The organism is Pseudomonas allii, assembly GCF_055380095.1.
The window spans coordinates 2,390,235-2,412,001 of sequence record NZ_AP039450.1 but is presented as its reverse complement, the minus strand read 5'-3'; the positions used below and the strand labels follow the sequence as shown (position 1 = coordinate 2,412,001).

Sequence of the window (21,767 nt, the reverse complement as noted above, 5' to 3'; positions counted from 1 at the left end):
CCCCGTAAGAGTCTATTACCACGCACAATGTACTAACTGGTTACTTATCTTGCTAAAATCGCGTCTTTGCCCTCTCACATTCGAGTGCTGTCGACATGAAACGAGCATCGCGCGCCACTGGCGTCTCTAGAATCTTACTGCTGGGCCTGGGCGTGATCATCGCCCTGCTCGGCCTCGCGCTGGCCATTGGCGGCGGCAAACTGGTGAGCCTGGGAGGTTCCTGGTACTTCCTGATCGGCGGTGCGGCCATGGCCGTGTCCGGCCTGCTGATTGCCCGACGCAAGCCGGCGGGCGCGTGGCTGTTCGCGGCCTTCCTGGTCGGCACGGCTCTCTGGGCGGTGGCGGATGTGGGGCTGGTGTTCTGGCCGCTGTTCTCCCGCGTGTTCATGTTCGCGGTGATCGGCATGGTGGTAGCGCTGGTGTACCCGCTGCTGGTCAACCGGCCTGCTCGCGGCGCCTATGGCGTGGCGGCGGTAATGGCGGTGGGCGTGGCCGTGGCGGCGGGCAATATGTTTGTCGCTCACCCAAGCGTGGCACCCACCGGCAACGGCCCAGGCATCACGCCGGTGGCTGCGGCCGACGCCCAGAAAGACTGGGCGCACTACGGCAACACCGAAGGCGGCAGCCGCTTCGCTGCGCTGGACCAGATCAATCGCGACAACATCAACAAGCTCAAAGTGGCCTGGACCTACCACACCGGCGACGTCGCCATCAGCGATGGCAACGGTGCCGAAGACCAACTGACCCCGCTGCAGATCGGCAACAAAGTGTTCATCTGCACGCCGCACAACAACCTGATCGCCCTCGACGCCGACACCGGCAAAGAGCTGTGGAAGAACGAGGTCAACGCCAAATCGGCGGTGTGGCAGCGTTGCCGTGGCATGGCCTACTTCGATGCGACCGCGCCGATTGCCCAGCCGACCCAACCGAACAGCTCGCCGATCATCGCCGCCAGCGTGCCTGCCGGTGCGCAGTGCCAGCGTCGCTTGCTGACCAACACCATCGATGCACGCCTGATCGCCGTGGACGCCGACACCGGCCAGTTCTGCGAAGACTTCGGCACCCACGGCCAGGTGGATTTGAAAGCCGGCCTGGGTAACGTGCCGGACAGCTACTACCAACTGTCCTCGGCGCCGTTGATCGCCGGCACCACCGTGGTGGTCGGCGGCCGCGTGGCCGACAACGTGCAGACCGACATGCCCGGCGGCGTAATCCGTGGCTTCGACGTGATCACCGGCCAGATGCGCTGGGCGTTCGACCCCGGCAACCCGCAAGACAAAAAAGCCCCGGCCGACGGCAGCACCTACGTGCGCAGCACGCCGAACAGCTGGGCGCCGATGTCCTATGACCCGCTGATGAACACGGTCTTCCTGCCGATGGGCAGTTCGTCCACCGACATCTACGGTGTCGAGCGTACGCAACTGAATCACAAATACGGCGCGTCGGTACTGGCGCTGGACGCCTCCACCGGCGCGGAAAAATGGGTGTACCAGACCGTCCACAATGACCTGTGGGACTTCGACCTGCCGATGCAGCCGAGCCTGATCGACTTCACCCCGCCGGGCAGCGACAAGGCCGTGCCTGCGGTGGTGATCGGCACCAAGGCCGGGCAGATCTACGTGCTCGACCGTGCCACCGGCAAACCGCTGACCGAGGTGAAGGAAGTCCCGGTCAAGGCCGCCAACATCCCCAACGAACCCTACTCGGCGACCCAGCCAAAATCGGTCGGCATGCCACAGATCGGCGCACAGACCCTGACCGAATCGGACATGTGGGGCGCCACACCGTTTGACCAATTGCTGTGCCGCATCGACTTCAAGGGCATGCGCTACGACGGCCTGTACACCGCGCCGGGCACCGATAAATCGCTGAGCTTCCCGGGCTCCTTGGGCGGCATGAACTGGGGCAGCATTTCCACCGACCCGGTGCACGGTTTTATCTTCGTCAACGACATGCGCCTGGGCCTGTGGATCCAGATGGTGCCGTCGCAGAACAAGGCCCAGGCCGCGTCCGGTGGCGAAGCGCTGAACACCGGCATGGGCGCCGTACCGCTCAAGGGCACGCCGTATGCGGTGAACAAAAACCGCTTCCTGTCGGTGGCCGGCATTCCGTGCCAGGCGCCGCCATTCGGCACCCTGACCGCCATCGACATGAAGACCCAGAAAGTCGCCTGGCAAGTGCCAGTCGGCACCGTGGAAGACACCGGCCCGCTGGGCATCCGCATGCACCTGCCGATCAAGATCGGCCTGCCGACCCTCGGCGGCACCCTGTCGACCCAGGGCGGCCTGATCTTCATCGCCGGCACCCAGGACTTCTACCTGCGCGCCTTCAACAGCGGCAACGGTGAGGAAATCTGGAAAGCCCGCCTGCCCGTCGGCAGCCAAGGCGGCCCGATGACCTACGTGTCGCCGAAAACAGGCAAGCAGTACATCGTCGTCACCGCCGGTGGCGCACGCCAGTCCACCGACCGTGGCGACTACGTGATCGCCTACGCCCTGCCATAACCCCCTGTTCGCGCGGCGCCTCCCCGGCGCCGCGCCTTGTGCCTGGAAAAACCCGCATGACCTCCACTTCTCATATTCCCCTTGGGCGCCTGTTGCTGGGCCTCGCCCTGGGTGCCGCCCTGCCCGTGCAAGCCGATGACACCACCCTGACCGGCGATTGGGGCGGCCTACGCCGTGAACTCGACGCGCAGGGCATCCGCTTCAGCGGCGACTACAGTGGCGAAACCGCCTACAACGCCCATGGCGGCCAGCACCGCTCGGCGCGCTACTCGCAGAACCTCAAGCTCGGCGTGCAGTTCGACCTGGGCAAGCTCTACGGCCTCACCAATGGCGATCGCATCCAGCTCACGATCAATGACCGGCGCGGCAACAGTGCGTCCGAGGACCTGGTGGGCAACCGCCTGCCTATCCAGGAAAACTTCGGCGGCCTCTACACCCGCCTCACCGAGCTGAGCTACGAGCGCACGCTGTTCACCCCGGCGCTGAACGTTAAGCTCGGCTACATGGCCATGGGCAATGACCTCGGCGGCCTCAACAGCGGGATTTTGTGCAACTTCATGAACGCCGGGTTCTGCGGGCACCCGCTGAACATGTCCGGCGGCAGCGGCTGGACCAACTACCCGAATGCACGCCTGGGTGCGCGGGTTAAATATGACTTCTCGCCGTCTTGGCAACTGCGCGTAGCCGCGTTCAACGTCGACCCGCAAAGCAACGGCAACTCCAGCCGCGCCTGGCGCCTGGACCCCAAGCACACCACCGGCACCGTGGTGCCCATCGAATTGATCTACAAACACGCCGGCAGCCTGCCGGGTGAATACAAGCTGGGTTATTACTACGACAGCTCCGACGTGAAACGCATCGGCAGCAACAAGGAAGTCAGCGGTCGCGGCGGTCACTACCTGCTGATCGACCAGGCGGTTTGGGCTTCGGATTCATCCAGCGGTCGTGTTTTGCACGCCTTCGGCCAGTATTCTGCCGCCAGCGAAGCGGCCTCGCCGTTCAGCAAGTGGTATGGCGCGGGCGTGGTGCTGTACAAACCGTTCGAAGGCCGGCCGCGGGACACCGTCGCGCTGGGCTATGGCCGCGCCGTGCCCAACCCGCGCAGCCGCGAGGCACAGGAACTGGCCGCCTTCAAGGCCGGGACCGAGTACCCCAACCTGAACAACGCCGAACAACTGATCGAACTCAGCTACGGCTACCAGGCCACCCCCTGGCTGACCCTGCGCCCGGATGTGCAATACATCATCGAGCCGGGGGCGTTTTCCGGTGACAACATCGACAACGCCCTGGTGCTGGGCCTGCAGGTCAAGGCGCTGTTCTGAAGCGGCTCAGTCGTCTGACGGCAACGCCCTGTTCGCCTGTTCGAGCGCAGTGATGCGCTCGACTTTCTTCCCGGAGCGCTCCGCTTCGAACTCCGACTCCAGGAACACTTTGACGATGCTCTTGGCCAGCTCGGGCCCGATCACCCGTGCACCGATGGACAGGATCTGCGCATCGTTGCTCTTGCGTGCGCGCTCGGCCGAATAGGTGTCATGGGCCTGGGCCGCCCGCACACCCTTGATCTTGTTGGCGGAAATCGCCATGCCGATGCCGGTGCCACAGATCAGCACACCCAGGCGCTGCTCACCCGCCCCCACCGCCGTGGCTACGGCCGCTGCGATGTCCGGGTACAGCACCGGGCTGGACGAATGGCAGCCAAAGTCCTCGACCCCATACCCCAGGCCTTCGATAAAGCGCTTGAGCATTTCCTTGAGTTCAAAGCCCGCCTCGTCGCATCCGATGGCCACCGAAAACGTCGTTTGTGCACCCATTACTGTTTCTCCATCAGACCGATCAAATGATCACTCACTGAAATTATGCACAATCATTAGCGGACGACACACCTGCTGCTGTCAAGGCTTATTTCAAGGCAACAAGCCGTTAAAACCCTAAAACCTCAGGCGATTGCTGCGCCAAGCCATTGACAAAACCAACTCGACCAGTTTAAACATATGATCACTATCCGATCATATGATCAGGCTGTTGCTTAAGCCTACCTAATAAGAAAATCAGCAAGAGGACACACCGATGGCCCCGCCATTACTGCTCCAGGCTGAACAAGTTTCCAAGGCCTACGCCGGGGTCCCTGCCCTGCGCGACGGGCGCCTGGCCCTGCGGGCCGGCAGCGTGCACGCACTGTGCGGCGGCAATGGCGCCGGCAAATCCACCTTCCTCAGCATCTTGATGGGCATCACCCAGCGTGACGCCGGCAGCATCCTGCTCAACGGCCAGCCGGTGCAGTTCGACCGCCCCAGCGCGGCGCTCGCCGCCGGGGTGGCGATGATCACCCAGGAGCTGGAACCCATCCCCTACATGACCGTCGCCGAAAATATCTGGCTGGGCCGCGAACCGCGCCGCGCCGGTTGTATCGTCGACAGCAAGGAACTGAACCGACGCACCCGCGAACTGCTGCAAAGCCTGGAGTTCGATGTGGACGCCACCAGCCCCATGCATCGCCTGAGCGTGGCGCAGATCCAGCTGGTGGAGATCGCCAAGGCGTTCAGCCATGACTGCCAGGTGATGATCATGGACGAACCCACCTCGGCCATCGGCGAACACGAAGCGCAAACCCTGTTCAAGGCGATCCGCCGCCTGACCGCGCGTGGCGCCGGGATCATCTATGTGTCGCACCGCCTGAGTGAACTGGCGCAGATTGCCGATGACTACAGCATCTTCCGCGACGGCGCCTTTGTGGAGAGCGGGCGCATGGCCGATATCGACCGTGCCCACCTGGTGCGCGGCATCGTCGGCCAGGAGCTGCAGCGCATCGACCATAAAGTCGGCCGCGAATGCGCCGCCACCACGTGCCTGGATGTCAGTGGCCTGAGCCGCGACGGCGAGTTCCAGGACATCAGCCTGCAACTGCGCCAGGGCGAAATCCTCGGCATCTATGGGCTGATGGGTTCGGGCCGCAGCGAATTCCTCAACTGCCTGTACGGCCTGACCCTGCCGGACGCCGGCAGTGCCACCCTGCAAGGCCAGCCGCTGCCCGTCGGCACACCGGCGGCGACCATCCGCGCCGGCATGTCCCTGGTCACCGAAGACCGCAAGGACAGCGGCCTGGTGCTCAGCGCCAGCATCCTCGCCAACATCGCGCTGTCGGCCTACAAGCAATTGTCGAGCTGGTCGGTGATCAATGCGCGCAAGGAACAGGCCCTGGCGCAGAGCATGGTCAAGCGCCTGCAGATCAAGATCTCGTCCCTGGACCTGCCGGTGGAGTCCATGAGCGGCGGCAACCAGCAGAAAGTGGTGCTCGCCAAATGCCTGTCGACCCAGCCGATCTGCCTGCTGTGCGATGAGCCCACGCGCGGCATCGACGAAGGCGCCAAGCAGGAGATCTATCACCTGCTCGACGAGTTCGTGCGCGCCGGCGGTGCGGCCATTGTGGTCTCGTCCGAGGCGCCGGAATTGCTGCACCTGAGTGATCGCATCGCGGTGTTCAAGGGCGGCCGCCTGGTGACCGTCAGCAGCGATACCGCCCTTTCCCAGGAAGCCTTGTTGAGTCTTGCCTCATGAACAGTAAAGTCCTCGCCGCACCCGTCACTGCCCCGCCGCGCAACCGCCTGCGCTTGTCCCTCGACCGCTTCGGCCTGCCGCTGGTGTTTATCCTGCTGTGCCTGGTGATGGCGTTTTCCAGCGAATACTTCATGACCTGGCGCAACTGGATGGACATCCTGCGCCAGACCTCCATCAACGGCATCCTGGCCGTGGGCATGACCTACGTGATCCTCACCAAGGGCATTGACCTGTCGGTGGGCTCGATCCTGGCCTTTGCCGGTTTGTGCAGCGCGTTGGTCGCCACCCAGGGCTATGGCCTGCTGGCGGCGGTGAGTGCGGGGATGTTTGCCGGGGCCATGCTCGGCGTGGTCAACGGTTTCATGGTGGCCAACCTGAGCATCCCGCCCTTTGTCGCCACCCTCGGCATGCTCAGCGTGGCGCGGGGCATGACCTTTATTCTCAACGACGGCAGCCCGGTCACCGACCTGCCGGACAGCTTCCTCGCCATGGGCATCGGCAAGCTCGGCCCCATTGGCGTGCCGATCATTATCTTTGCGGTGGTCGCGCTGATCTTCTGGATGGTGCTGCGCTACACCACCTACGGGCGCTACGTGTACGCCGTGGGCGGCAATGAAAAAAGCGCGCGCACCTCCGGCATCGGTGTACGCAAGGTCACGTTCTCGGTGTATGTGATCTCCGGCCTGCTCGCGGGCCTGGCCGGCGTGGTGCTGGCGGCGCGCACCACCTCGGCGCTGCCCCAGGCCGGGGTGTCTTATGAGCTGGATGCGATTGCGGCGGTGGTGATCGGTGGCACCAGCCTGTCGGGTGGCACCGGCAGCATTGTCGGCACGTTGTTTGGCGCGCTGCTGATTGGCGTGATCAACAACGGCTTGAACCTGCTCGGGGTGTCGTCGTATTACCAACAAGTGGCCAAGGGGTTGATCATCGTGCTTGCGGTGCTGATCGATGTCTGGCGCAAGAAAAAACGCTAAGTGGAGTGTGTGCAATGTCCAATTTCTGGAACCAGGCGTTCGACCTCAGCGGCCGTTGCGCCGTGATCACCGGGGGCGCCGCCGGTATCGGCCTGGCCTGTGCCCAGTTGCTGGTGGAGCGCGGCGCCCGGGTGGCGTTGCTGGACCGTGACCCGGCGGTGGTCGACATGGCTGCCAGCCTCGGCGCGGGTCATGTGGGGCTGGTGGCCGACCTGCGCCAGCTTGATTCGCTGCAGGCCGCCGTGGATCAGGCCGCTGCCGGGCTCGGGCGCATCGATTACCTGGTCAACAGCGCGGGGGTCGCCCTGCTCGACAAGGCCCTGGCCGTGGATGAAAACGCCTGGGACACCACCCTGGATATCAACCTCAAGGCCAGCTTCTTCATGGCGCAGGCCTGCGCCCGCTACATGATCGAACAAGGCGGCGGGCGTATCGTCAACCTTGCCTCCCAGGCCGCCGTCATCGGCCTGGACCGTCATGTGGCCTACTGCGCGAGCAAGGCCGCCGTGGTCGGCATGACCAAGGTGCTGGCCATGGAATGGGCGCCCCACGGCATCAACGTCAACGCCGTGTCGCCAACCATCGTCGAAACCGCCCTGGGCAAGAAAGCCTGGGCGGGCGAGCTGGGCGAACGCGCCAAATTGCAGATCCCGGTGGGGCGCTTCGCCCAGCCGGAAGAAATCGCCGGCCTGGTGCTCTACCTGGTCAGCGACGCGGCCAAGATGATCACCGGCGAAAACGTGGTGATCGACGGCGGCTACAGCATTCAGTAAGCCGATTCCAGACGAATAAGAACAAGGAACCCCTCTATGAATCGAGTCATCAATGATCCGGACCTGGTGGTCGAGGACATGCTCGCGGGCATCCTCCTGGCGCACCCGGAACTGGTGCAGTACGAGAGCAATCCGCGGGTCATCGGCAAGCGCACCCTCTCACCGGCCGGCCAGGTGGGCATCGTCACCGGCGGCGGTTCGGGGCATGAGCCGGCGTTTCTCGGCTATGTCGGCCCGGGGCTGGTGGATGCGGTGGCGGTGGGCGAGATCTTCTCTTCGCCCACCGCCAAGAGCTTCTTCGACGCGTTCCGTGCCGCCGACCAGGGCGCGGGCGTGGCATGCCTGTATGGCAACTACGCCGGCGACAACATGAACGTGAAGCTGGCGATGAAAATGGCCGCCAGCAAAGCCATGAACATCCGCACCGTGGTCGCCAACGACGACGTGGCCTCCGCCCCGCCTGCGGATATCGCCAAGCGACGCGGCGTGGCCGGCGAGATTTTCATGTGGAAGATCGGCGGTGCCGCCGCCGCCCAGGGCTACGACCTCAACGGCGTGATCCGCGTGGCGCAGAAGGCCGTGGACCATTGCCGCTCCATCGGCGTGGGGCTCACGCCCTGCACCATTCCGGCGGTGGGCAAACCCAACTTCCAGATTGCCGACGGCCTGATGGAACTGGGCATCGGCCACCACGGCGAACCGGGTATCGAAGTGGTGCCGGTGGAGTCCGCCGCTGCCATGGCCGAACGCATGCTCGCGCCGATCCTGGCCGACCGTGACTTCACCCAGGACCAGAGCGTGGTGGTGCTGGTCTCGGGCCTGGGCGCCACGCCGGTGATGGAGCTTTATATTTTCTACGCCGAGGTCGAGCGCCAACTGCGCGCCAAGGGCCTGCGCATTCATCGTTGTTACGTGGGCAACTACTTCACGTCCCTGGAAATGATGGGCGTGACCCTGACCCTGCTCGGCCTAGACGCCGAGCTGAGCCGCCTGATCGACCAACCTTGCCGCTCCATCGGCATGACCCAGTCGGAGTGAAGCATGCGCGAACATTTCCCGAGCAACACCGGCAGCGCCATTGTCACCAACCTGGTGTCGATCATCGTCGCCAACCGCGAATACCTCAGTGAAGTGGACGGCGCCATCGGCGACGGCGACCACGGCATCAACATGGCCAAGGGGTTCTCGCGCTGCGGCAAGACCCTGGAGGGCCGCGAACTGTCCCTGGCCGAGGCGCTGGACGAACTGACCCTGGCGTTGATGGAAGGCATCGGCGGCTCCATGGGTCCGCTTTACGGCAGCCTGTTTATCGGCATGGCCGACGAAGTGCGCGGCCACGACAGCATCGACGGGGCGACCTTCGCCAGGCTGCTGCGTGGCGGCCTGACTTCACTGCAGGACATCAGCGATGCGGGTGTGGGTGACAAGTGCCTGATGGATACGTTGATCCCGGCGGTGGAAGCGTTTGAACAGGCCCAGGCCAGCGGCGCGACGTTCCGCGAAGCGTTGCACCGGATGAAAAGCGCCGCCTCCCAGGGCCGCGATTCCACCCGCGACCTGGTGGCCAAGATCGGCCGTGCCAGCCGCCTGGGGGAACGCTCCCTGGGGGTATTGGATGCGGGCGCGGTGTCGTGCTGCCTGATCCTGACCAACCTGGCCGAATCGGTTGAGGCGCGGTTGGTCGGGTAGTTGTGAGCGGGCTTTCTGTGGTGAGCGGGCTCACCACATACAAGATGTCACCTAGCGACGCGTTGCATCATCCAGAGCGAGGATCGTGTAGGCATTCGACACGGTCGTCGCCAGGGTGTTGATCACCCCGGAGCGCAACGCACCAAGAGTGGCCGCCGCCTTGGTGTTTTCGCTGGCAATCGCCACCACGTCGGGAATGCGCACCAGTTCCTGTACCGACAGGCCGATCACCCGGCCCTGCATAGCGTTGACCGCCGGTTGGCCGTGGATGTCGATAAAGTCGTAGCCCATCATGTCCCCGACCGTACCGGACACCCGGGCCTGGGCGATTTCCTGGGGTGAGAACCAGCCCATGCGCACCATGTTGCTGTTCTCGCTCATGTCGCCGATGCCGATCAAGGCGATATCGGCGCGGCGCGCACGGTCGAGGGTGGAGCGCACGGTGTCGTTGTTGATCAGCACACTGCGCAGTTCCGAGTTGGCCACCAGGGCCGGGGCGTACAGGGTTTCGCTCTCGGCGCCGAAACGCAGGGCCAGGCGCCGGCAGATATGGTCGGGGTTCATGTATTCGCCGGCCTTGAGCGAGCCGCCGATGGCGCACACAAAGGTGCAGTTGCGCGTCACCGGCAGGAACACGTTCTCGGCCACGGCGCCCACGTTGCGGCCCATGCCGACGGCGACGATCATGCCGTCGCTGAGGGTCTTGTTCAGGTAGTTGGCGACCAGGCTGGCCACGGCCGAGCGCTGGGTGTCGGGGTCGCCGTGGTCGACCGCGATCAAGGCGCGGTCCAACTGGAAGCGCTCGACCAGCGCCTGCTCCAACTCCGTGTTCAGGGCCGGATGCTGCAACACCCGCACCTCCACCACCCCTTCATCACGGGCGCGCTTGAGCAAGCGGCTGACCTTGACCCGCGACAGGTCGAAGCGCTTGGCAATGGCTTCCTGGGTGATGTTGTCGAGGTAATAAAGCATGGCCACTTCGGTCATAAGGTCGATGTCGCTGGCGGCACGCTGGGCACTGTCGGTCATGGGAGCTTCCATTTACGCCACAAAAAACCATTCTCCCTAGTCTGTACGGTGCAAGTCCAGCGGCGAATGGGCGATGCCTGCAAAGTTTCTAATGGCTGTGCTGGTATTCCCGTGGCGTGCAGCCGAACTCGCGACGGAACACAGTGTGCAGGTACTGCGCCGACTTGAAGCCGCACTGCTGGGCGATATCGGCGATCGCCAGGTGGTTGCCCTGCAAGCCCTTGGCGGCGCTGGCGAGTTTGAAACGCAGGATCTCATCGTGCACGCTGCACCCGCGCGCCTTGCGAAAGTGCGACTCCAGCGATGAACGCGACACCCCGACATAAGCCGCCACCTGGGCGGTCTTGATGCCCTGGCAGGCGTACTGACGGATAAACAGCAACGCCTGCATCACATAAGGGTTGCCCAAGGGTTGGTGCAGGCTCGAGGCCTGCACGTTGATCGCATCCGGCGGCACCAGCACCTGCGTGCCCGTGCAAGGCTTGCCGTGCAGCATCTGGTGCAACAGCGCGGCGGCGGTGCGGCCCATGGTTTCGGTGCCCTGGATCACCGAGCTCAACGGCACGCGTGTGAGGGTGCGGGTCAGTGGGTCATTGTCGATACCGATCAGCGCCACCTCTTCCGGCACCGCGATGCCGGCGGTGAGACAGGCTTGCAGCAGTTGCCGGGCGCGGGCGTCGGTGACCGCAATGATCCCGATGGGCTTGGGCAGGCTTTGCAGCCAGGCGATCTGCTGCTCCACCGCGCTGTCCCACAGCGGCGCGCTGGTGCCCAGGCCGCGATAGATCTGCACCGGCAAGCCATCGCGTTGCAGCAAGCGCTTGAAGGCCTTTTCGCGCTCCTGGGCCCAGCGATTGGCCTGGGCTTCGGGCAGGCTGAAACAGGCGAACCGCGTCACACCGGCCTCGATCAGATGTTCGTAGGCCAGTTTCATCAAGGCCGCGTTGTCGGTGGCCACATAGGGGATGCCCTTGGGGTAGGCGCGTGCATCTTCATAGGATCCGCCCACCGCCACCACCGGCACTTTGCTGCCGGCCAGCGCCTCGCCGATCAGCGGGTCATCGAAGTCGGCGATGATGCCGTCGCCCTGCCAGCGCTCAATGCCTTTGAGGCGGCACAGGAAGTCCTCTTCGAGGAACAAGTCCCAGGACGCGCGGGTGCTGCTCAGGTAATTGCCGATGCCGGCGATGATGCCACGGTCGTAGATTTTGCTGCCGTTGAACAGCAAGGCGATGCGGTGTACAGGCGGTAGGGTTTTCATTGTTGTTGTCCTGGGGCCGGTCGCAACAGCCTAGCCCCTGCCGCGCAAAATCGCACTGTCCGTTGGTGATTTTCATAATCAGCAGGCCAGGTGCCGTTGCTAGTATCCAGACACCGCTAAGAACAATAAGGAAAACGCCATGCCGTACTTCCCCGGTGTCGAGAAGGTTCGCTTCGAAGGCCCCAGCAGCGACTCACCCCTCGCCTTTCGCCATTACGACGCCAACAAAATCATCCTCGGCAAACCGATGCGCGAGCACCTGCGCATGGCGGCCTGCTATTGGCACACCTTCGTGTGGTCAGGGGCGGATATGTTTGGCGTGGGCACGTTCAAGCGGCCATGGCAGCGCAGTGGCGACCCGATGGAACTGGCCATCGGCAAGGCGGACGCGGCCTTCGAGTTTTTCTCCAAGCTGGGCATCGACTACTACAGCTTTCACGACACCGACGTCGCCCCCGAAGGCAGCTCGCTCAAGGAATACCGCCACCACTTTGCGCAGATGGTTGACCACCTGGAACAGCATCAGGAACAGACCGGCATCCAGCTGCTGTGGGGCACCGCCAACTGCTTCAGCAACCCGCGCTTTGCCGCCGGCGCCGCGAGCAACCCGGACCCGGAGGTGTTTGCCTACGCCGCCGCCCAGGTGTTCAGTGCGATGAACGCGACGCTGCGGCTCAAGGGCGCCAACTATGTGCTGTGGGGTGGTCGTGAAGGCTATGAAACCTTGCTCAACACCGACCTCAAGCGCGAGCGCGAACAGCTCGGGCGCTTTATGCGCATGGTGGTGGAGCACAAGCACAAGATCGGCTTCACCGGCGACCTGCTGATCGAACCCAAGCCCCAGGAGCCGACCAAGCACCAATACGATTACGACAGCGCCACGGTGTTTGGCTTCCTGCATGAGTTCGGGCTGGAGCATGAGATCAAGGTGAACATCGAGGCCAACCACGCGACCCTGGCCGGGCACAGTTTTCATCATGAGATCGCCACTGCCGTGTCCCTGGGGATTTTCGGCAGCATCGACGCCAACCGTGGCGACCCGCAGAACGGCTGGGACACCGACCAGTTTCCCAACAGCGTCGAGGAAATGACCCTGGCCACCTATGAAATCCTCAAGGCCGGGGGATTCAAGAATGGCGGCTACAATTTCGATTCCAAGGTGCGCCGCCAGAGCCTCGATGACGTGGACCTGTTCCACGGGCATGTGGCGGCGATGGATGTGTTGGCGCTGGCGCTGGAGCGGGCGGCGGCCATGGTTGAAAACGACCGGTTGCAGCAGTTCAAGGACCAGCGTTACGCCGGCTGGCAACAGCCGCTGGGCCAGGCGGTGCTGGCGGGGGAATTCAGCCTGGAGTCGCTGGCCGAGCATGCCTTCACCCATGAGCTGAACCCGCAGGCGGTGAGTGGTCGGCAGGAGATGCTGGAAGGTATTGTGAATCGCTTTATCTACCGGTGACTGTGTGGCATGCGGGCTTGTCGTGGCTGCCGTTCACCACAAAAAAGCATGCTCACCACAACAAGCTCGCTCGCCACAGGTTCAGTGTTTGCCTAGAGTCTTCCAACAACAATAAAAGGACGCATAACCATGAAACGCACCCTCATCGCCACTGCCCTGGCCCTGTTCGCCCTGCCGGTGCTGGCCGACTCGGCCCACCCGAAGATCGGCTTCTCTATCGATGACTTGCGCCTGGAACGCTGGTCCCGCGACCGCGATTACTTCATCGCCGCCGCAGAAAAACTCGACGCCAAGGTCTTCGTGCAATCGGCCGATGCCAACGAGCAAAAACAGATCTCGCAGATCGAAAACCTGATCTCCCGTGGCGTCGATGTGATCGTCATCGTGCCGTTCAACGCCACCGTGCTCACCAACGCCGTCGCCGAAGCCAAGAAAGCCGGGATCAAGGTGGTGTCCTATGACCGCCTGATCCTAAATGCGGACATCGACGCCTACATCTCCTTCGATAACGAAAAAGTCGGCGAAATGCAGGCCAGCGGCGTGCTGCAAGCGGCGCCCAAGGGCAACTACTTCCTGCTCGGCGGCGCGCCCACCGACAACAACGCCAAGGTGCTGCGCGAAGGCCAGATGAAGGTGCTGCAACCGGCCATCGACAAGGGCGATATCAAGGTGGTTGGCCAGCAATGGGTGAAGGAATGGAACCCCACCGAGGCCCTGAGCATCGTGGAGAATGCCCTGACCCGCAATAACAACAAGATCGACGCCATCGTCGCCTCCAACGACGCCACCGCCGGCGGCGCGATCCAGGCCCTGGCCGCGCAGAAACTGGCGGGTAAGGTGCCGATCTCCGGCCAGGACGCCGACCTCGCGGCCATCAAGCGGGTGATCGACGGCACCCAGACCATGACCGTGTACAAGCCGCTCAAGCTGATCGCCACCGAAGCCGCCAAACTCTCGGTGCAACTGGCACGTAACGAGAAACCCACCTACAGCTCGCAGTACGACAATGGCAGCAAACAGGTCGACACCATCCTGCTCACCCCGACCCCGCTGACCAAGGCCAATATCGACCTGTTGGAGAAAGACGGGTTCTACACCAAAGAGCAGATGGCCGGGCAGTAAGCGCCATGGCCGACTACCTACTGCAAATGAACGGCATCGTCAAACGCTTTGGCGGGGTCAACGCGCTGGACGGCATCGATATCAAGGTGCGGCCGGGGGAATGCGTCGGCCTGTGCGGCGAGAACGGGGCCGGTAAATCCACCTTGATGAAGGTGCTGTCGGCGGTCTATCCCCACGGCACCTGGGACGGCGAGATCCTCTGGGACGGGCAGCCACTCAAGGCCCAGTCGATCAGCGAGACCGAGGCCGCCGGCATCGTGATCATCCACCAGGAACTGACCTTGGTGCCCGACCTGTCGGTGGCCGAAAACATCTTCATGGGCCATGAACTGACCCTGCCGGGTGGGCGCATGAACTACCCGGCGATGTTCCATCGTGCCGAGGCTTTGATGCGCGAGCTCAAGGTGCCGGACATGAACGTGGCGCTGCCGGTGTCGCAGTACGGTGGCGGTTACCAGCAGCTGGTGGAAATCGCCAAGGCCCTGAACAAACAGGCGCGGCTGCTGATTCTCGACGAACCCTCTTCGGCCCTGACCCGCTCGGAAATCGAGGTGCTGCTGGACATCATCCGCGGCCTCAAGGCCAAGGGCGTGGCCTGCGTGTACATCTCCCACAAGCTCGACGAAGTGGCGGCGGTGTGCGACACCATTGCAGTGATCCGCGACGGCAAGCACATCGCGACCACCGCCATGGCCGACATGGACATAGCGCAGATCATCACCCAGATGGTCGGCCGCGAGATGAGCAACCTCTACCCCACCGAGCCCCATGCGGTAGGCGAGGTGATTTTCGAAGCGCGCAACGTCACCTGCCATGACGTCGACAACCCCAGGCGCAAGCGCGTGGACGATGTGTCCTTTGTGCTCAAGCGCGGGGAAATCCTCGGCATTGCCGGGCTGGTCGGCGCCGGGCGCACGGAACTGGTGTCGGCGCTGTTCGGCGCCTACCCCGGCCGCTACAGCGCCGAGGTGTGGCTGGACGGCCAGTTGATCGACACGCGCACGCCGCTCAAATCGATCCGCGCCGGGCTGTGCATGGTGCCCGAGGACCGCAAGCGCCAGGGCATCATCCCCGACTTCGGCGTCGGCCAGAACATCACCCTGGCGGTGCTCGACACCTACGCGCACCTGACGCGCATCGACGCCGAAGCCGAACTGGGCAGCATCGACCAGCAGATTGCGCGCCTGCACCTCAAGACCGCCAGCCCGTTCCTGCCGATCACCAGCCTGTCCGGCGGCAACCAGCAAAAGGCGGTGCTGGCGAAAATGCTCATGGCCAAGCCCCGCGTGCTGATCCTCGATGAGCCCACACGCGGGGTGGACGTGGGCGCCAAGTATGAGATCTATAAACTGATGGGCGCGCTGGCGGCCGAGGGGGTGTCGATCATCATGGTCTCCTCGGAACTGGCCGAAGTGCTCGGCGTGTCCAACCGCGTGCTGGTGATCGGCGACGGCCAGTTGCGTGGCGACTTCATCAACGACGGGCTCACCCAGGAACAGGTGCTCGCCGCGGCGCTCAGCCAACACCCTAATAATGATCGGAAGACCGCGTAGATGAATCAGCTCAAACAGCTGTTTACCCGCTACAAAATGCTTGCCCTGGTGATCGCCGTGGCGGTGATCTGGCTGTTTTTCAGTTGGCAGACCGAGGGTGGCTTCCTCACGCCGCGCAACCTGTCCAACCTGCTGCGGCAGATGTCGATCACCGGGATTCTGGCGTGCGGCATGGTGCTGGTGATTATCAGCGGCGAGATCGATTTGTCGGTGGGCTCGTTGCTGGGGTTGCTGGGCGGGTTGGCGGCGATTCTGGATGTGGTTTATCACATACCGTTGTTGGCGAATCTGAGTCTGGTTGCCCTGTGCGGCTTGATGATCGGGTTGGCCAACGGCTACATGACCGCCTACCTGCGCATCCCGTCGTTTATCGTCGGGCTGGGTGGGATGCTGGCGTTTCGCGGGATTCTGCTGGGCATCACGGGCGGCACCACCATTGCACCGGTGTCGCCGTCCTTGGTGTATGTGGGCCAAGGGTATTTGCCCCATTCGGTGGGGATCGGCCTCGGCGTCTTGCTGTTTGCCCTGACCCTGTTCCTCACCTGGAAACAACGGCGCAACCGCGCACTGCATGGCCTGGCCGCGCATTCATGGGTGCGTGATGTGCTGCGCGTGGTGGTGATCGGCGCGGTGCTGGCCGGGTTCGTCACCACCCTCAACAGCTACGACGGTATCCCCGTGCCGGTGCTGCTGTTGCTGGTGCTGCTTGGCGTATTCAGCTACGTCACCAGCCAGACCGTGTTCGGCCGCCGGGTGTACGCGGTGGGCAGCAATATGGAGGCCACGCGCCTGTCGGGTATCAACGTGCAGGCGGTGAAACTGTGGATCTTCGGCATCATGGGCGTGATGTGCGCGCTCGCCGGTCTGGTCAACACTGCACGCCTGGCTGCCGGCTCGCCGTCGGCGGGCAGCATGGGCGAATTGGATGCCATCGCAGCATGCTTTATTGGCGGCACATCAATGCGCGGCGGCTCGGGCACGGTGTATGGCGCGTTGCTCGGGGCGCTGGTGATTACCAGCCTGGATAACGGCATGTCGATGCTGGATGTGGACAGTTACTGGCAGATGATCGTGAAGGGCAGCATTCTGGTGCTGGCGGTGTGGGTGGATGTGAGTACCCGCACAGGTCGGAGGTAGGAACGCAGGATTAATGTGGGAGGTGGCTTGCCCCGATGGCGGTGGATGAGTCAGCTTACCTGTAGCTGACCCAATGCTATCGGGGGCAAGCCTATAGCGATAGAGCACAAGCCATCTGCCAGCCCGCAAATCCAATCAGACAAACCCCGCTCGCTCGATTAAGCACACCAAAACCTGAACGTTCAGCAAACAGCTTCTTCATCCCCCCACCCCCTGCTGCATACAACATTTGCCCGAGAAACGAGCCCACTAGAACACCCAGCAAATTCCAGTAGATTCCCTGCCCCTGAAGCTGGGCGCCGCTGGCGATGGCATAGGAAGAAATCGCCGCAATGGTGAACGGGCTAGTCAACGTCAGTAAAAAGACCGGTACAAATCCTGCGGAGCACGTTATCTGCATCGTGCCAGCAGCGTTATTGAATGTGGTAACACCAAGATAAAAGAGGTAGGCAATCGCTCCCCACGTCAATAGCTGATGATTGGCGACCCAAAATGCTTCGACCACCTTCAAGCCTGTAAAGGCGACAGCTGCAAATACCGCGTCGGCAACTGCCGCCCCCAGGGCTGCGGGCAATGCACTGCGAAAGCCAAAGACGATGGACTGCCTTAGAATGATCAAGGCTATCGGTCCAACGCTTATTGAAAGCGGTGTCGAAAATAGCATTGCACTCAGAAAGTCGTGCATTTACCTCACAATCTCTCTGAACATTTTTTTCTTTGCCCGACAGTGCGGACACTGAAAATTGTCGTCTAGCTCGCCCCACCTTGTTCCTGCCTCAACGTCGACTAGAAGCTCACCCAATGCCTCGGAATAAACGTAGTGACAGATCTGACACTCATAAGACTTATACATGTAGACAATCTCCAGAATTCAAAGACTCTGCGGGTCGGCAAGGCGACGATTAAGTGCCGAAAACATATGTTCAAAACCGTCCATGAATGCCATCGCACCGCGCATGGCTTGTGGAGCGATACCTGGGTTTTTCTCCAAGTATGAAATTACGATCTCCCGCCCGGTCGCTACGTGCATGGGTTCGACTTCGCAGTGGATAGCGAAGAACGCCAAGACCGGGTCTTCCTCATCCACCAAGCCATACTCACGGGCGTATTTTTTAAACCCTTCAAGAAAGTACTGAAACTCTCTGGACGAGGTCATTTCCGAAGCCAAATGAAAACCCAACGCTTCGCCCAAAAACTCGGAGCGGTACATCCTATGCGTGTTATTCCCCATCGCAGTACCCTCTGGGAGTACGTTAGACGGATTAAACAGATCAGCATCGGAAAGCCCCAGATGAGTCGTCAGTTGTTTAAACATCTGATGATGGGTAGGCAGCATATGTTTACTATGCTGGTGCAGACCATACTCATCAACCGAAGCATAAAGAATATGCGCAGCCTTGGCTGTGCCATTCCACATATCCTCCTTGATCCATTCATCCGTAACACGTGCAGCCAACGCAACGATTCCCGCAGGCACGTCTTTAAAAAAAGCCCAAAGGGTGCCAAAAAACAAGGCCATACCCTGATGCGTCAGAGGACGAGCAGAGATAATCTCGCCGAATTTTTCAAGTTCCCTAAGCGCGGCATGCCGGACAATTGCATTAGCCACCTCGTTGTAACCGGCCTCGCACACTCTATAAATCTCATTCTTAGAGAGCCTTTCATTTGATCTGTTTTTTACTGAATTTTGAGCATCCATCATTTTCATCCTTGTTTTTATAAAAAAATGATTTCACACCTTTTAAAGCAAGCGATTAAATTATTTATCCGCACATAAATTTGTCAAGCCAAAACACCTCATGATTTTGTATCACACATCTTAAACGCTCACTGTAGAGCGTTCCTGCGCGATAAAAAAAAACCGCCAGCAAACCAGCAACTAAGTCCTACCGATAATACTGTAGGCTGCGTTTGTAAGACGAATACCATCCGAAGGAAATTCCCATCACCAATTAAACCATCCATTAGTTTATTTATTCATCAATTAAACATGCTCGCACTGACACACCCTGCTCTACACCGCCAGCTTGCTCGACAGTGCTTCGGCCACCGAACTGGATTGCGGTTAAAAAAGTGGGAGGAGGCAAGCCCCCTCCCACTTTTGCATCGGTTTACACCAGATGATCAGGCTGACGACTGCACGGCAGTCACTGGCTCAACACTACATCGCGCATCGCCGGGATGTAGCCATAGTCATAAGCCTCCTGCACAAACGAACGATCGCCCTTCAACACAATCCTGACCGTCGGCGCTTCGGTGCCGCCGATACGGTAGTCATCGCCAGTGGTGGGCACACTGTCGATAAACGATGTCACGAGGCCGTTGGGCATTACACAGTGGGAGTATGTCTGGAAGGGCTGCGAAGGCGGATTGCCGAGCACCAGGCCGGAGGCGTTCATCGGTGTGTAAGGGCCGAACAGCCGGTCGCTGACGAAACCATACACACCATCCGGGCCCGTCACGCCGTCCGCGTAGGTGAACTTGTGACTGATGGTGAACAGGTAGTACTTGTTGTCCTGGAACACATAGTGCGGCCGTTCGGTCTGGTCGTTCACACCAACGGCGGTCACCAGCGGTGGCAAAATCTCCCACTCGTCACCGTTGAGGTCTTTGGCCACCGCAATGCCGATGCAGCCGACCTGATAACGCGCACCGCCGACATCTTCATGCCCAGGCGGCACCAGGCCTATTTCATTCAGGCCTACTTCGTGCGTCCCGCGCTCGCCGGCAACGTTGCCTTCGAACACCATGTACAACCTGCCATCTTTTGGATCGATAAAGGGGCTGGGATCGCGAAAGTTCCAAGTCGAATTCTGCGCTTCGGTTTGGTAATAGATACCGTCGGCATCAAACAACGATTTGACCTGATCAAAGCCCCGCAGGGTCACGCCGGTATCCGAGGTGACCACCTGGCCCCTGACTTTGGCAATGGTGGCGCCCGGTGTGACGCAGGTGTAATACAGGTCGATATCACCGTTGTTATTCAGCAGGATCGGTGTGCCCGCCCATTCACGCGTGGTCGGCGAAACCCCTTCGGCCATGACACGACCGCCGAAGATCCAGTCCTTACCGGTGCGCGAGTACCAGTAGCAGATACGCGCATGACCATGGCGGTCTTCCCAGTCGCGCTTGATGTCGTAACGGCCATCGGCGTTGATGAATTGTGGATCATGGGGGCGACGATCAGCCGTCAGGGTGAAGATCACTGACCAGCCATTGACCGATACCACCGTGCCATCCAGTTCACGCAAGGGCATGGTGTCCCAGATAAAGACCGTGTCACTCATGACAGGAAAGTCAGGACTCACTAACGGCTGTGTCGTCGTCGGGTCATTCTCATTAACTTTCAGCGCATCGGCCCGTGTCCAGCGAGTGGGTGTGTGATTCGCATGTTTCATGATGATGTCCTTTTACTGACGCTTAAGTGACAAGCGAAGATTAAATAGCACATGACAGCCAGCAACTTAATGGTGACTGAAAGAGCAAGGGATAGTTGGCTCTGCAAGTGCGAAACAAGGTTTAACATGGAAGCCTGCCTGTCGCAACATGAAGAATTATTTAGATTAGAAAGGCCATCACTGTATTTATATCCTTGATATAAATACAGTGGCACCCGCATTAAGTGATCACTAAGTAGAAAGCTAGCTAATCAACTACCAAAGACCAGTGCAACCGACTGGGCGCCGGCATTCTTCTGGGTAAAATCCTTGGCTTGTGCGGCGGTCTTCAAGGTATAGCCATAGTTGGATGAAGCCGTCCACTGCGCCTTGGGCGACTTCTGATTAGTGATTGGCGGCACACTGTTGATGTCGGTGAAGGTCCCGTTGCCCTTGTCATCCAACATGCCTTTATTCTGGCTGCCTTCGCCAAAGTAATTACTTTCAGAAAGGATATTGGCATTTTGTGCCAGGGTAAAACCGAGGTGAAAGTTATTGATGTAGTTGTTGTACACATGAAAATAACCGTAACGCATCAAGCCAGGCGCACGCACTTCCATATTGTCGAAGCGGTTATGGCACAGCGTCAGGTGCGGGTAACCATTGAACGCGGCATTGTTATCATCCGCCGGGTGACCGAAGATCAGACCATACTTATGACTGCCAAAGAAGCAGTTGCTGATGGTGGCATAATCGGCCTTTTCCCCGATATACAGTAGTTTATCTTCGCTACCGTCCGTGGTGGACCAGCTGTGCCCGACGAAAGAGCAATGGTCGATCCAATACTTGCTGCCGTAGTTCAAGTAGACCTGGATATCGTCATTGGCCTTGATACTTGCCGAATGCTTGAAGATAAGATTCTGCAGAATGATGTTCTGCGACTGCGCCGTTGCACGCAGGTGAATATTCTCCAGGGTACGGTTCTGGAACGAGCCAATCAGTGTCTTGTTGGCGCCCATGTTGACTTTGGTCAGGCTCGACGCCGAGATATTACTGTTGATCACCAGTACCCGTGGGGTGGTGTCGCCGATATTGGCCTTGAGTTGATCGAGCGTGGTGATACTGACCACAGGGCCGGACCAGCCACCTGTCACTTTTGCCGCCTGGGCGAAACCGATCAGACCGGTGAGTTTGCTTTCTGGGTAGGACATGAGTTCCCTCTCTATCAATAAAAATGGCTCGGTAAAACGAGCCTGTGCATCAAGTTAATCCGTTAACTTGCACACAGTGTTTGGCATGGCTGAGGTTGCCGGGGTTTGGTTGGTCAGCGCTAAACA

Annotated in this window: 19 protein-coding genes; 11 read left to right on the top strand and 8 right to left on the bottom strand. The window is 60.9% G+C overall.

Going from position 1 to position 21,767, the window contains the following annotated elements:
- The first annotated feature begins 95 nt into the window (after positions 1-95).
- Positions 96-2,504 (top strand): glucose/quinate/shikimate family membrane-bound PQQ-dependent dehydrogenase, encoded by a 2,409-nt coding sequence (locus ACZ445_RS11095; RefSeq protein ID WP_464708319.1) that lies wholly within the window; start codon positions 96-98, stop codon positions 2,502-2,504.
- A 56-nt stretch (positions 2,505-2,560) separates the two neighbouring features.
- Positions 2,561-3,826 carry a carbohydrate porin gene (locus ACZ445_RS11090; protein WP_464708318.1) on the top strand — a complete coding sequence of 422 codons (1,266 nt, stop codon included), beginning with the start codon at positions 2,561-2,563 and terminating at the stop codon, positions 3,824-3,826.
- Positions 3,827-3,832: 6 nt separating this feature from the next.
- On the opposite strand, the gene rpiB is transcribed toward ACZ445_RS11090, so the two are convergent.
- Positions 3,833-4,315, bottom strand: a complete 483-nt coding sequence (rpiB, locus tag ACZ445_RS11085; RefSeq protein ID WP_248487730.1) for a ribose 5-phosphate isomerase B — start codon at positions 4,313-4,315, stop codon at positions 3,833-3,835.
- A 256-nt stretch (positions 4,316-4,571) separates the two neighbouring features.
- Here rpiB and ACZ445_RS11080 point away from each other — a divergent pair, with 256 nt between their 5' ends.
- The 5 genes from ACZ445_RS11080 to dhaL are packed head-to-tail and all read left to right on the top strand — an operon-like array spanning position 4,572 to position 9,495.
- Positions 4,572-6,059 (top strand): sugar ABC transporter ATP-binding protein, encoded by a 1,488-nt coding sequence (locus ACZ445_RS11080; RefSeq protein WP_464708317.1) that lies wholly within the window; start codon positions 4,572-4,574, stop codon positions 6,057-6,059.
- On the top strand, positions 6,056-7,033 hold the full coding sequence (locus ACZ445_RS11075) for an ABC transporter permease (RefSeq protein ID WP_058427025.1): 978 nt from the start codon (positions 6,056-6,058) through the stop codon (positions 7,031-7,033). Before ACZ445_RS11080 ends, ACZ445_RS11075 begins: the two co-directional genes overlap by 4 nt.
- 14 nt (positions 7,034-7,047) lie before the next feature.
- On the top strand, positions 7,048-7,806 hold the full coding sequence (locus tag ACZ445_RS11070) for an SDR family oxidoreductase (RefSeq protein WP_058427026.1): 759 nt from the start codon (positions 7,048-7,050) through the stop codon (positions 7,804-7,806).
- 36 nt (positions 7,807-7,842) lie between these two features.
- Positions 7,843-8,844 (top strand): dihydroxyacetone kinase subunit DhaK, encoded by a 1,002-nt coding sequence (locus tag ACZ445_RS11065; RefSeq protein ID WP_058427027.1) that lies wholly within the window; start codon positions 7,843-7,845, stop codon positions 8,842-8,844.
- Between the two features lie 3 nt (positions 8,845-8,847).
- Positions 8,848-9,495 (top strand): dihydroxyacetone kinase subunit DhaL, encoded by a 648-nt coding sequence (gene dhaL, locus ACZ445_RS11060; RefSeq protein ID WP_058427028.1) that lies wholly within the window; start codon positions 8,848-8,850, stop codon positions 9,493-9,495.
- A 51-nt stretch (positions 9,496-9,546) separates the two neighbouring features.
- On the opposite strand, the gene ACZ445_RS11055 is transcribed toward dhaL, so the two are convergent.
- Positions 9,547-10,524 carry a sugar-binding transcriptional regulator gene (locus ACZ445_RS11055; RefSeq protein WP_058427029.1) on the bottom strand — a complete coding sequence of 326 codons (978 nt, stop codon included), beginning with the start codon at positions 10,522-10,524 and terminating at the stop codon, positions 9,547-9,549.
- Positions 10,525-10,612: 88 nt separating this feature from the next.
- A complete protein-coding gene (locus ACZ445_RS11050; protein ID WP_058427030.1) occupies positions 10,613-11,785 on the bottom strand; it encodes a XylR family transcriptional regulator in 1,173 nt (390 codons plus the stop codon).
- A gap of 139 nt (positions 11,786-11,924) precedes the next feature.
- Between ACZ445_RS11050 and xylA the strand changes: the two genes are divergently transcribed.
- The 4 genes from xylA to ACZ445_RS11030 all read left to right on the top strand — a co-directional run bounded on the left by xylA (position 11,925) and on the right by ACZ445_RS11030 (position 17,053).
- Positions 11,925-13,241, top strand: coding sequence for a xylose isomerase (xylA, locus tag ACZ445_RS11045; RefSeq protein WP_058427031.1), 1,317 nt, complete (start codon positions 11,925-11,927; stop codon positions 13,239-13,241).
- Positions 13,242-13,370: 129 nt separating this feature from the next.
- Positions 13,371-14,363, top strand: coding sequence for a D-xylose ABC transporter substrate-binding protein (gene xylF, locus ACZ445_RS11040; protein WP_058427032.1), 993 nt, complete (start codon positions 13,371-13,373; stop codon positions 14,361-14,363).
- A gap of 5 nt (positions 14,364-14,368) precedes the next feature.
- A complete protein-coding gene (gene xylG, locus ACZ445_RS11035) occupies positions 14,369-15,916 on the top strand; it encodes a D-xylose ABC transporter ATP-binding protein (RefSeq protein WP_058427033.1) in 1,548 nt (515 codons plus the stop codon).
- Positions 15,917-17,053, top strand: coding sequence for a sugar ABC transporter permease (locus ACZ445_RS11030; RefSeq protein WP_058427034.1), 1,137 nt, complete (start codon positions 15,917-15,919; stop codon positions 17,051-17,053). It begins immediately after the preceding gene.
- Between the two features lie 91 nt (positions 17,054-17,144).
- Here ACZ445_RS11030 and ACZ445_RS11025 read toward each other — a convergent pair whose 3' ends face one another.
- From ACZ445_RS11025 to ACZ445_RS11005, 5 genes are all read right to left on the bottom strand, one after another.
- On the bottom strand, positions 17,145-17,738 hold the full coding sequence (locus tag ACZ445_RS11025; RefSeq protein ID WP_058427035.1) for a LysE family translocator: 594 nt from the start codon (positions 17,736-17,738) through the stop codon (positions 17,145-17,147).
- The gene (locus ACZ445_RS11020) at positions 17,739-17,906 is read right to left on the bottom strand and encodes a rubredoxin (RefSeq protein WP_081049337.1); all 168 of its coding nucleotides are present in this window, start codon (positions 17,904-17,906) and stop codon (positions 17,739-17,741) included.
- Positions 17,907-17,924: 18 nt separating this feature from the next.
- Complete coding sequence (locus ACZ445_RS11015) at positions 17,925-18,752, bottom strand: iron-containing redox enzyme family protein (protein WP_058427036.1); 828 nt, start codon at positions 18,750-18,752, stop codon at positions 17,925-17,927.
- Between the two features lie 448 nt (positions 18,753-19,200).
- Positions 19,201-20,451, bottom strand: coding sequence for a glycoside hydrolase family 68 protein (locus ACZ445_RS11010; protein ID WP_058427037.1), 1,251 nt, complete (start codon positions 20,449-20,451; stop codon positions 19,201-19,203).
- 251 nt (positions 20,452-20,702) lie between these two features.
- A complete protein-coding gene (locus ACZ445_RS11005; protein WP_058427038.1) occupies positions 20,703-21,641 on the bottom strand; it encodes a pectate lyase family protein in 939 nt (312 codons plus the stop codon).
- Between the last annotated feature and the right edge of the window lie 126 nt (positions 21,642-21,767).

Coding starts and splice junctions, on each gene's coding strand:
- ACZ445_RS11095 (WP_464708319.1), top strand. CDS start 96: ATGAAACGAGCATCGCGCGCCACTGGCGTCTCTAGAATCTTACTGCTG.
- ACZ445_RS11090 (WP_464708318.1), top strand. CDS start 2,561: ATGACCTCCACTTCTCATATTCCCCTTGGGCGCCTGTTGCTGGGCCTC.
- rpiB (WP_248487730.1), bottom strand. CDS start 4,315: ATGGGTGCACAAACGACGTTTTCGGTGGCCATCGGATGCGACGAGGCG.
- ACZ445_RS11080 (WP_464708317.1), top strand. CDS start 4,572: ATGGCCCCGCCATTACTGCTCCAGGCTGAACAAGTTTCCAAGGCCTAC.
- ACZ445_RS11075 (WP_058427025.1), top strand. CDS start 6,056: ATGAACAGTAAAGTCCTCGCCGCACCCGTCACTGCCCCGCCGCGCAAC.
- ACZ445_RS11070 (WP_058427026.1), top strand. CDS start 7,048: ATGTCCAATTTCTGGAACCAGGCGTTCGACCTCAGCGGCCGTTGCGCC.
- ACZ445_RS11065 (WP_058427027.1), top strand. CDS start 7,843: ATGAATCGAGTCATCAATGATCCGGACCTGGTGGTCGAGGACATGCTC.
- dhaL (WP_058427028.1), top strand. CDS start 8,848: ATGCGCGAACATTTCCCGAGCAACACCGGCAGCGCCATTGTCACCAAC.
- ACZ445_RS11055 (WP_058427029.1), bottom strand. CDS start 10,524: ATGACCGACAGTGCCCAGCGTGCCGCCAGCGACATCGACCTTATGACC.
- ACZ445_RS11050 (WP_058427030.1), bottom strand. CDS start 11,785: ATGAAAACCCTACCGCCTGTACACCGCATCGCCTTGCTGTTCAACGGC.
- xylA (WP_058427031.1), top strand. CDS start 11,925: ATGCCGTACTTCCCCGGTGTCGAGAAGGTTCGCTTCGAAGGCCCCAGC.
- xylF (WP_058427032.1), top strand. CDS start 13,371: ATGAAACGCACCCTCATCGCCACTGCCCTGGCCCTGTTCGCCCTGCCG.
- xylG (WP_058427033.1), top strand. CDS start 14,369: ATGGCCGACTACCTACTGCAAATGAACGGCATCGTCAAACGCTTTGGC.
- ACZ445_RS11030 (WP_058427034.1), top strand. CDS start 15,917: ATGAATCAGCTCAAACAGCTGTTTACCCGCTACAAAATGCTTGCCCTG.
- ACZ445_RS11025 (WP_058427035.1), bottom strand. CDS start 17,738: ATGCACGACTTTCTGAGTGCAATGCTATTTTCGACACCGCTTTCAATA.
- ACZ445_RS11020 (WP_081049337.1), bottom strand. CDS start 17,906: ATGTATAAGTCTTATGAGTGTCAGATCTGTCACTACGTTTATTCCGAG.
- ACZ445_RS11015 (WP_058427036.1), bottom strand. CDS start 18,752: ATGGATGCTCAAAATTCAGTAAAAAACAGATCAAATGAAAGGCTCTCT.
- ACZ445_RS11010 (WP_058427037.1), bottom strand. CDS start 20,451: ATGAAACATGCGAATCACACACCCACTCGCTGGACACGGGCCGATGCG.
- ACZ445_RS11005 (WP_058427038.1), bottom strand. CDS start 21,641: ATGTCCTACCCAGAAAGCAAACTCACCGGTCTGATCGGTTTCGCCCAG.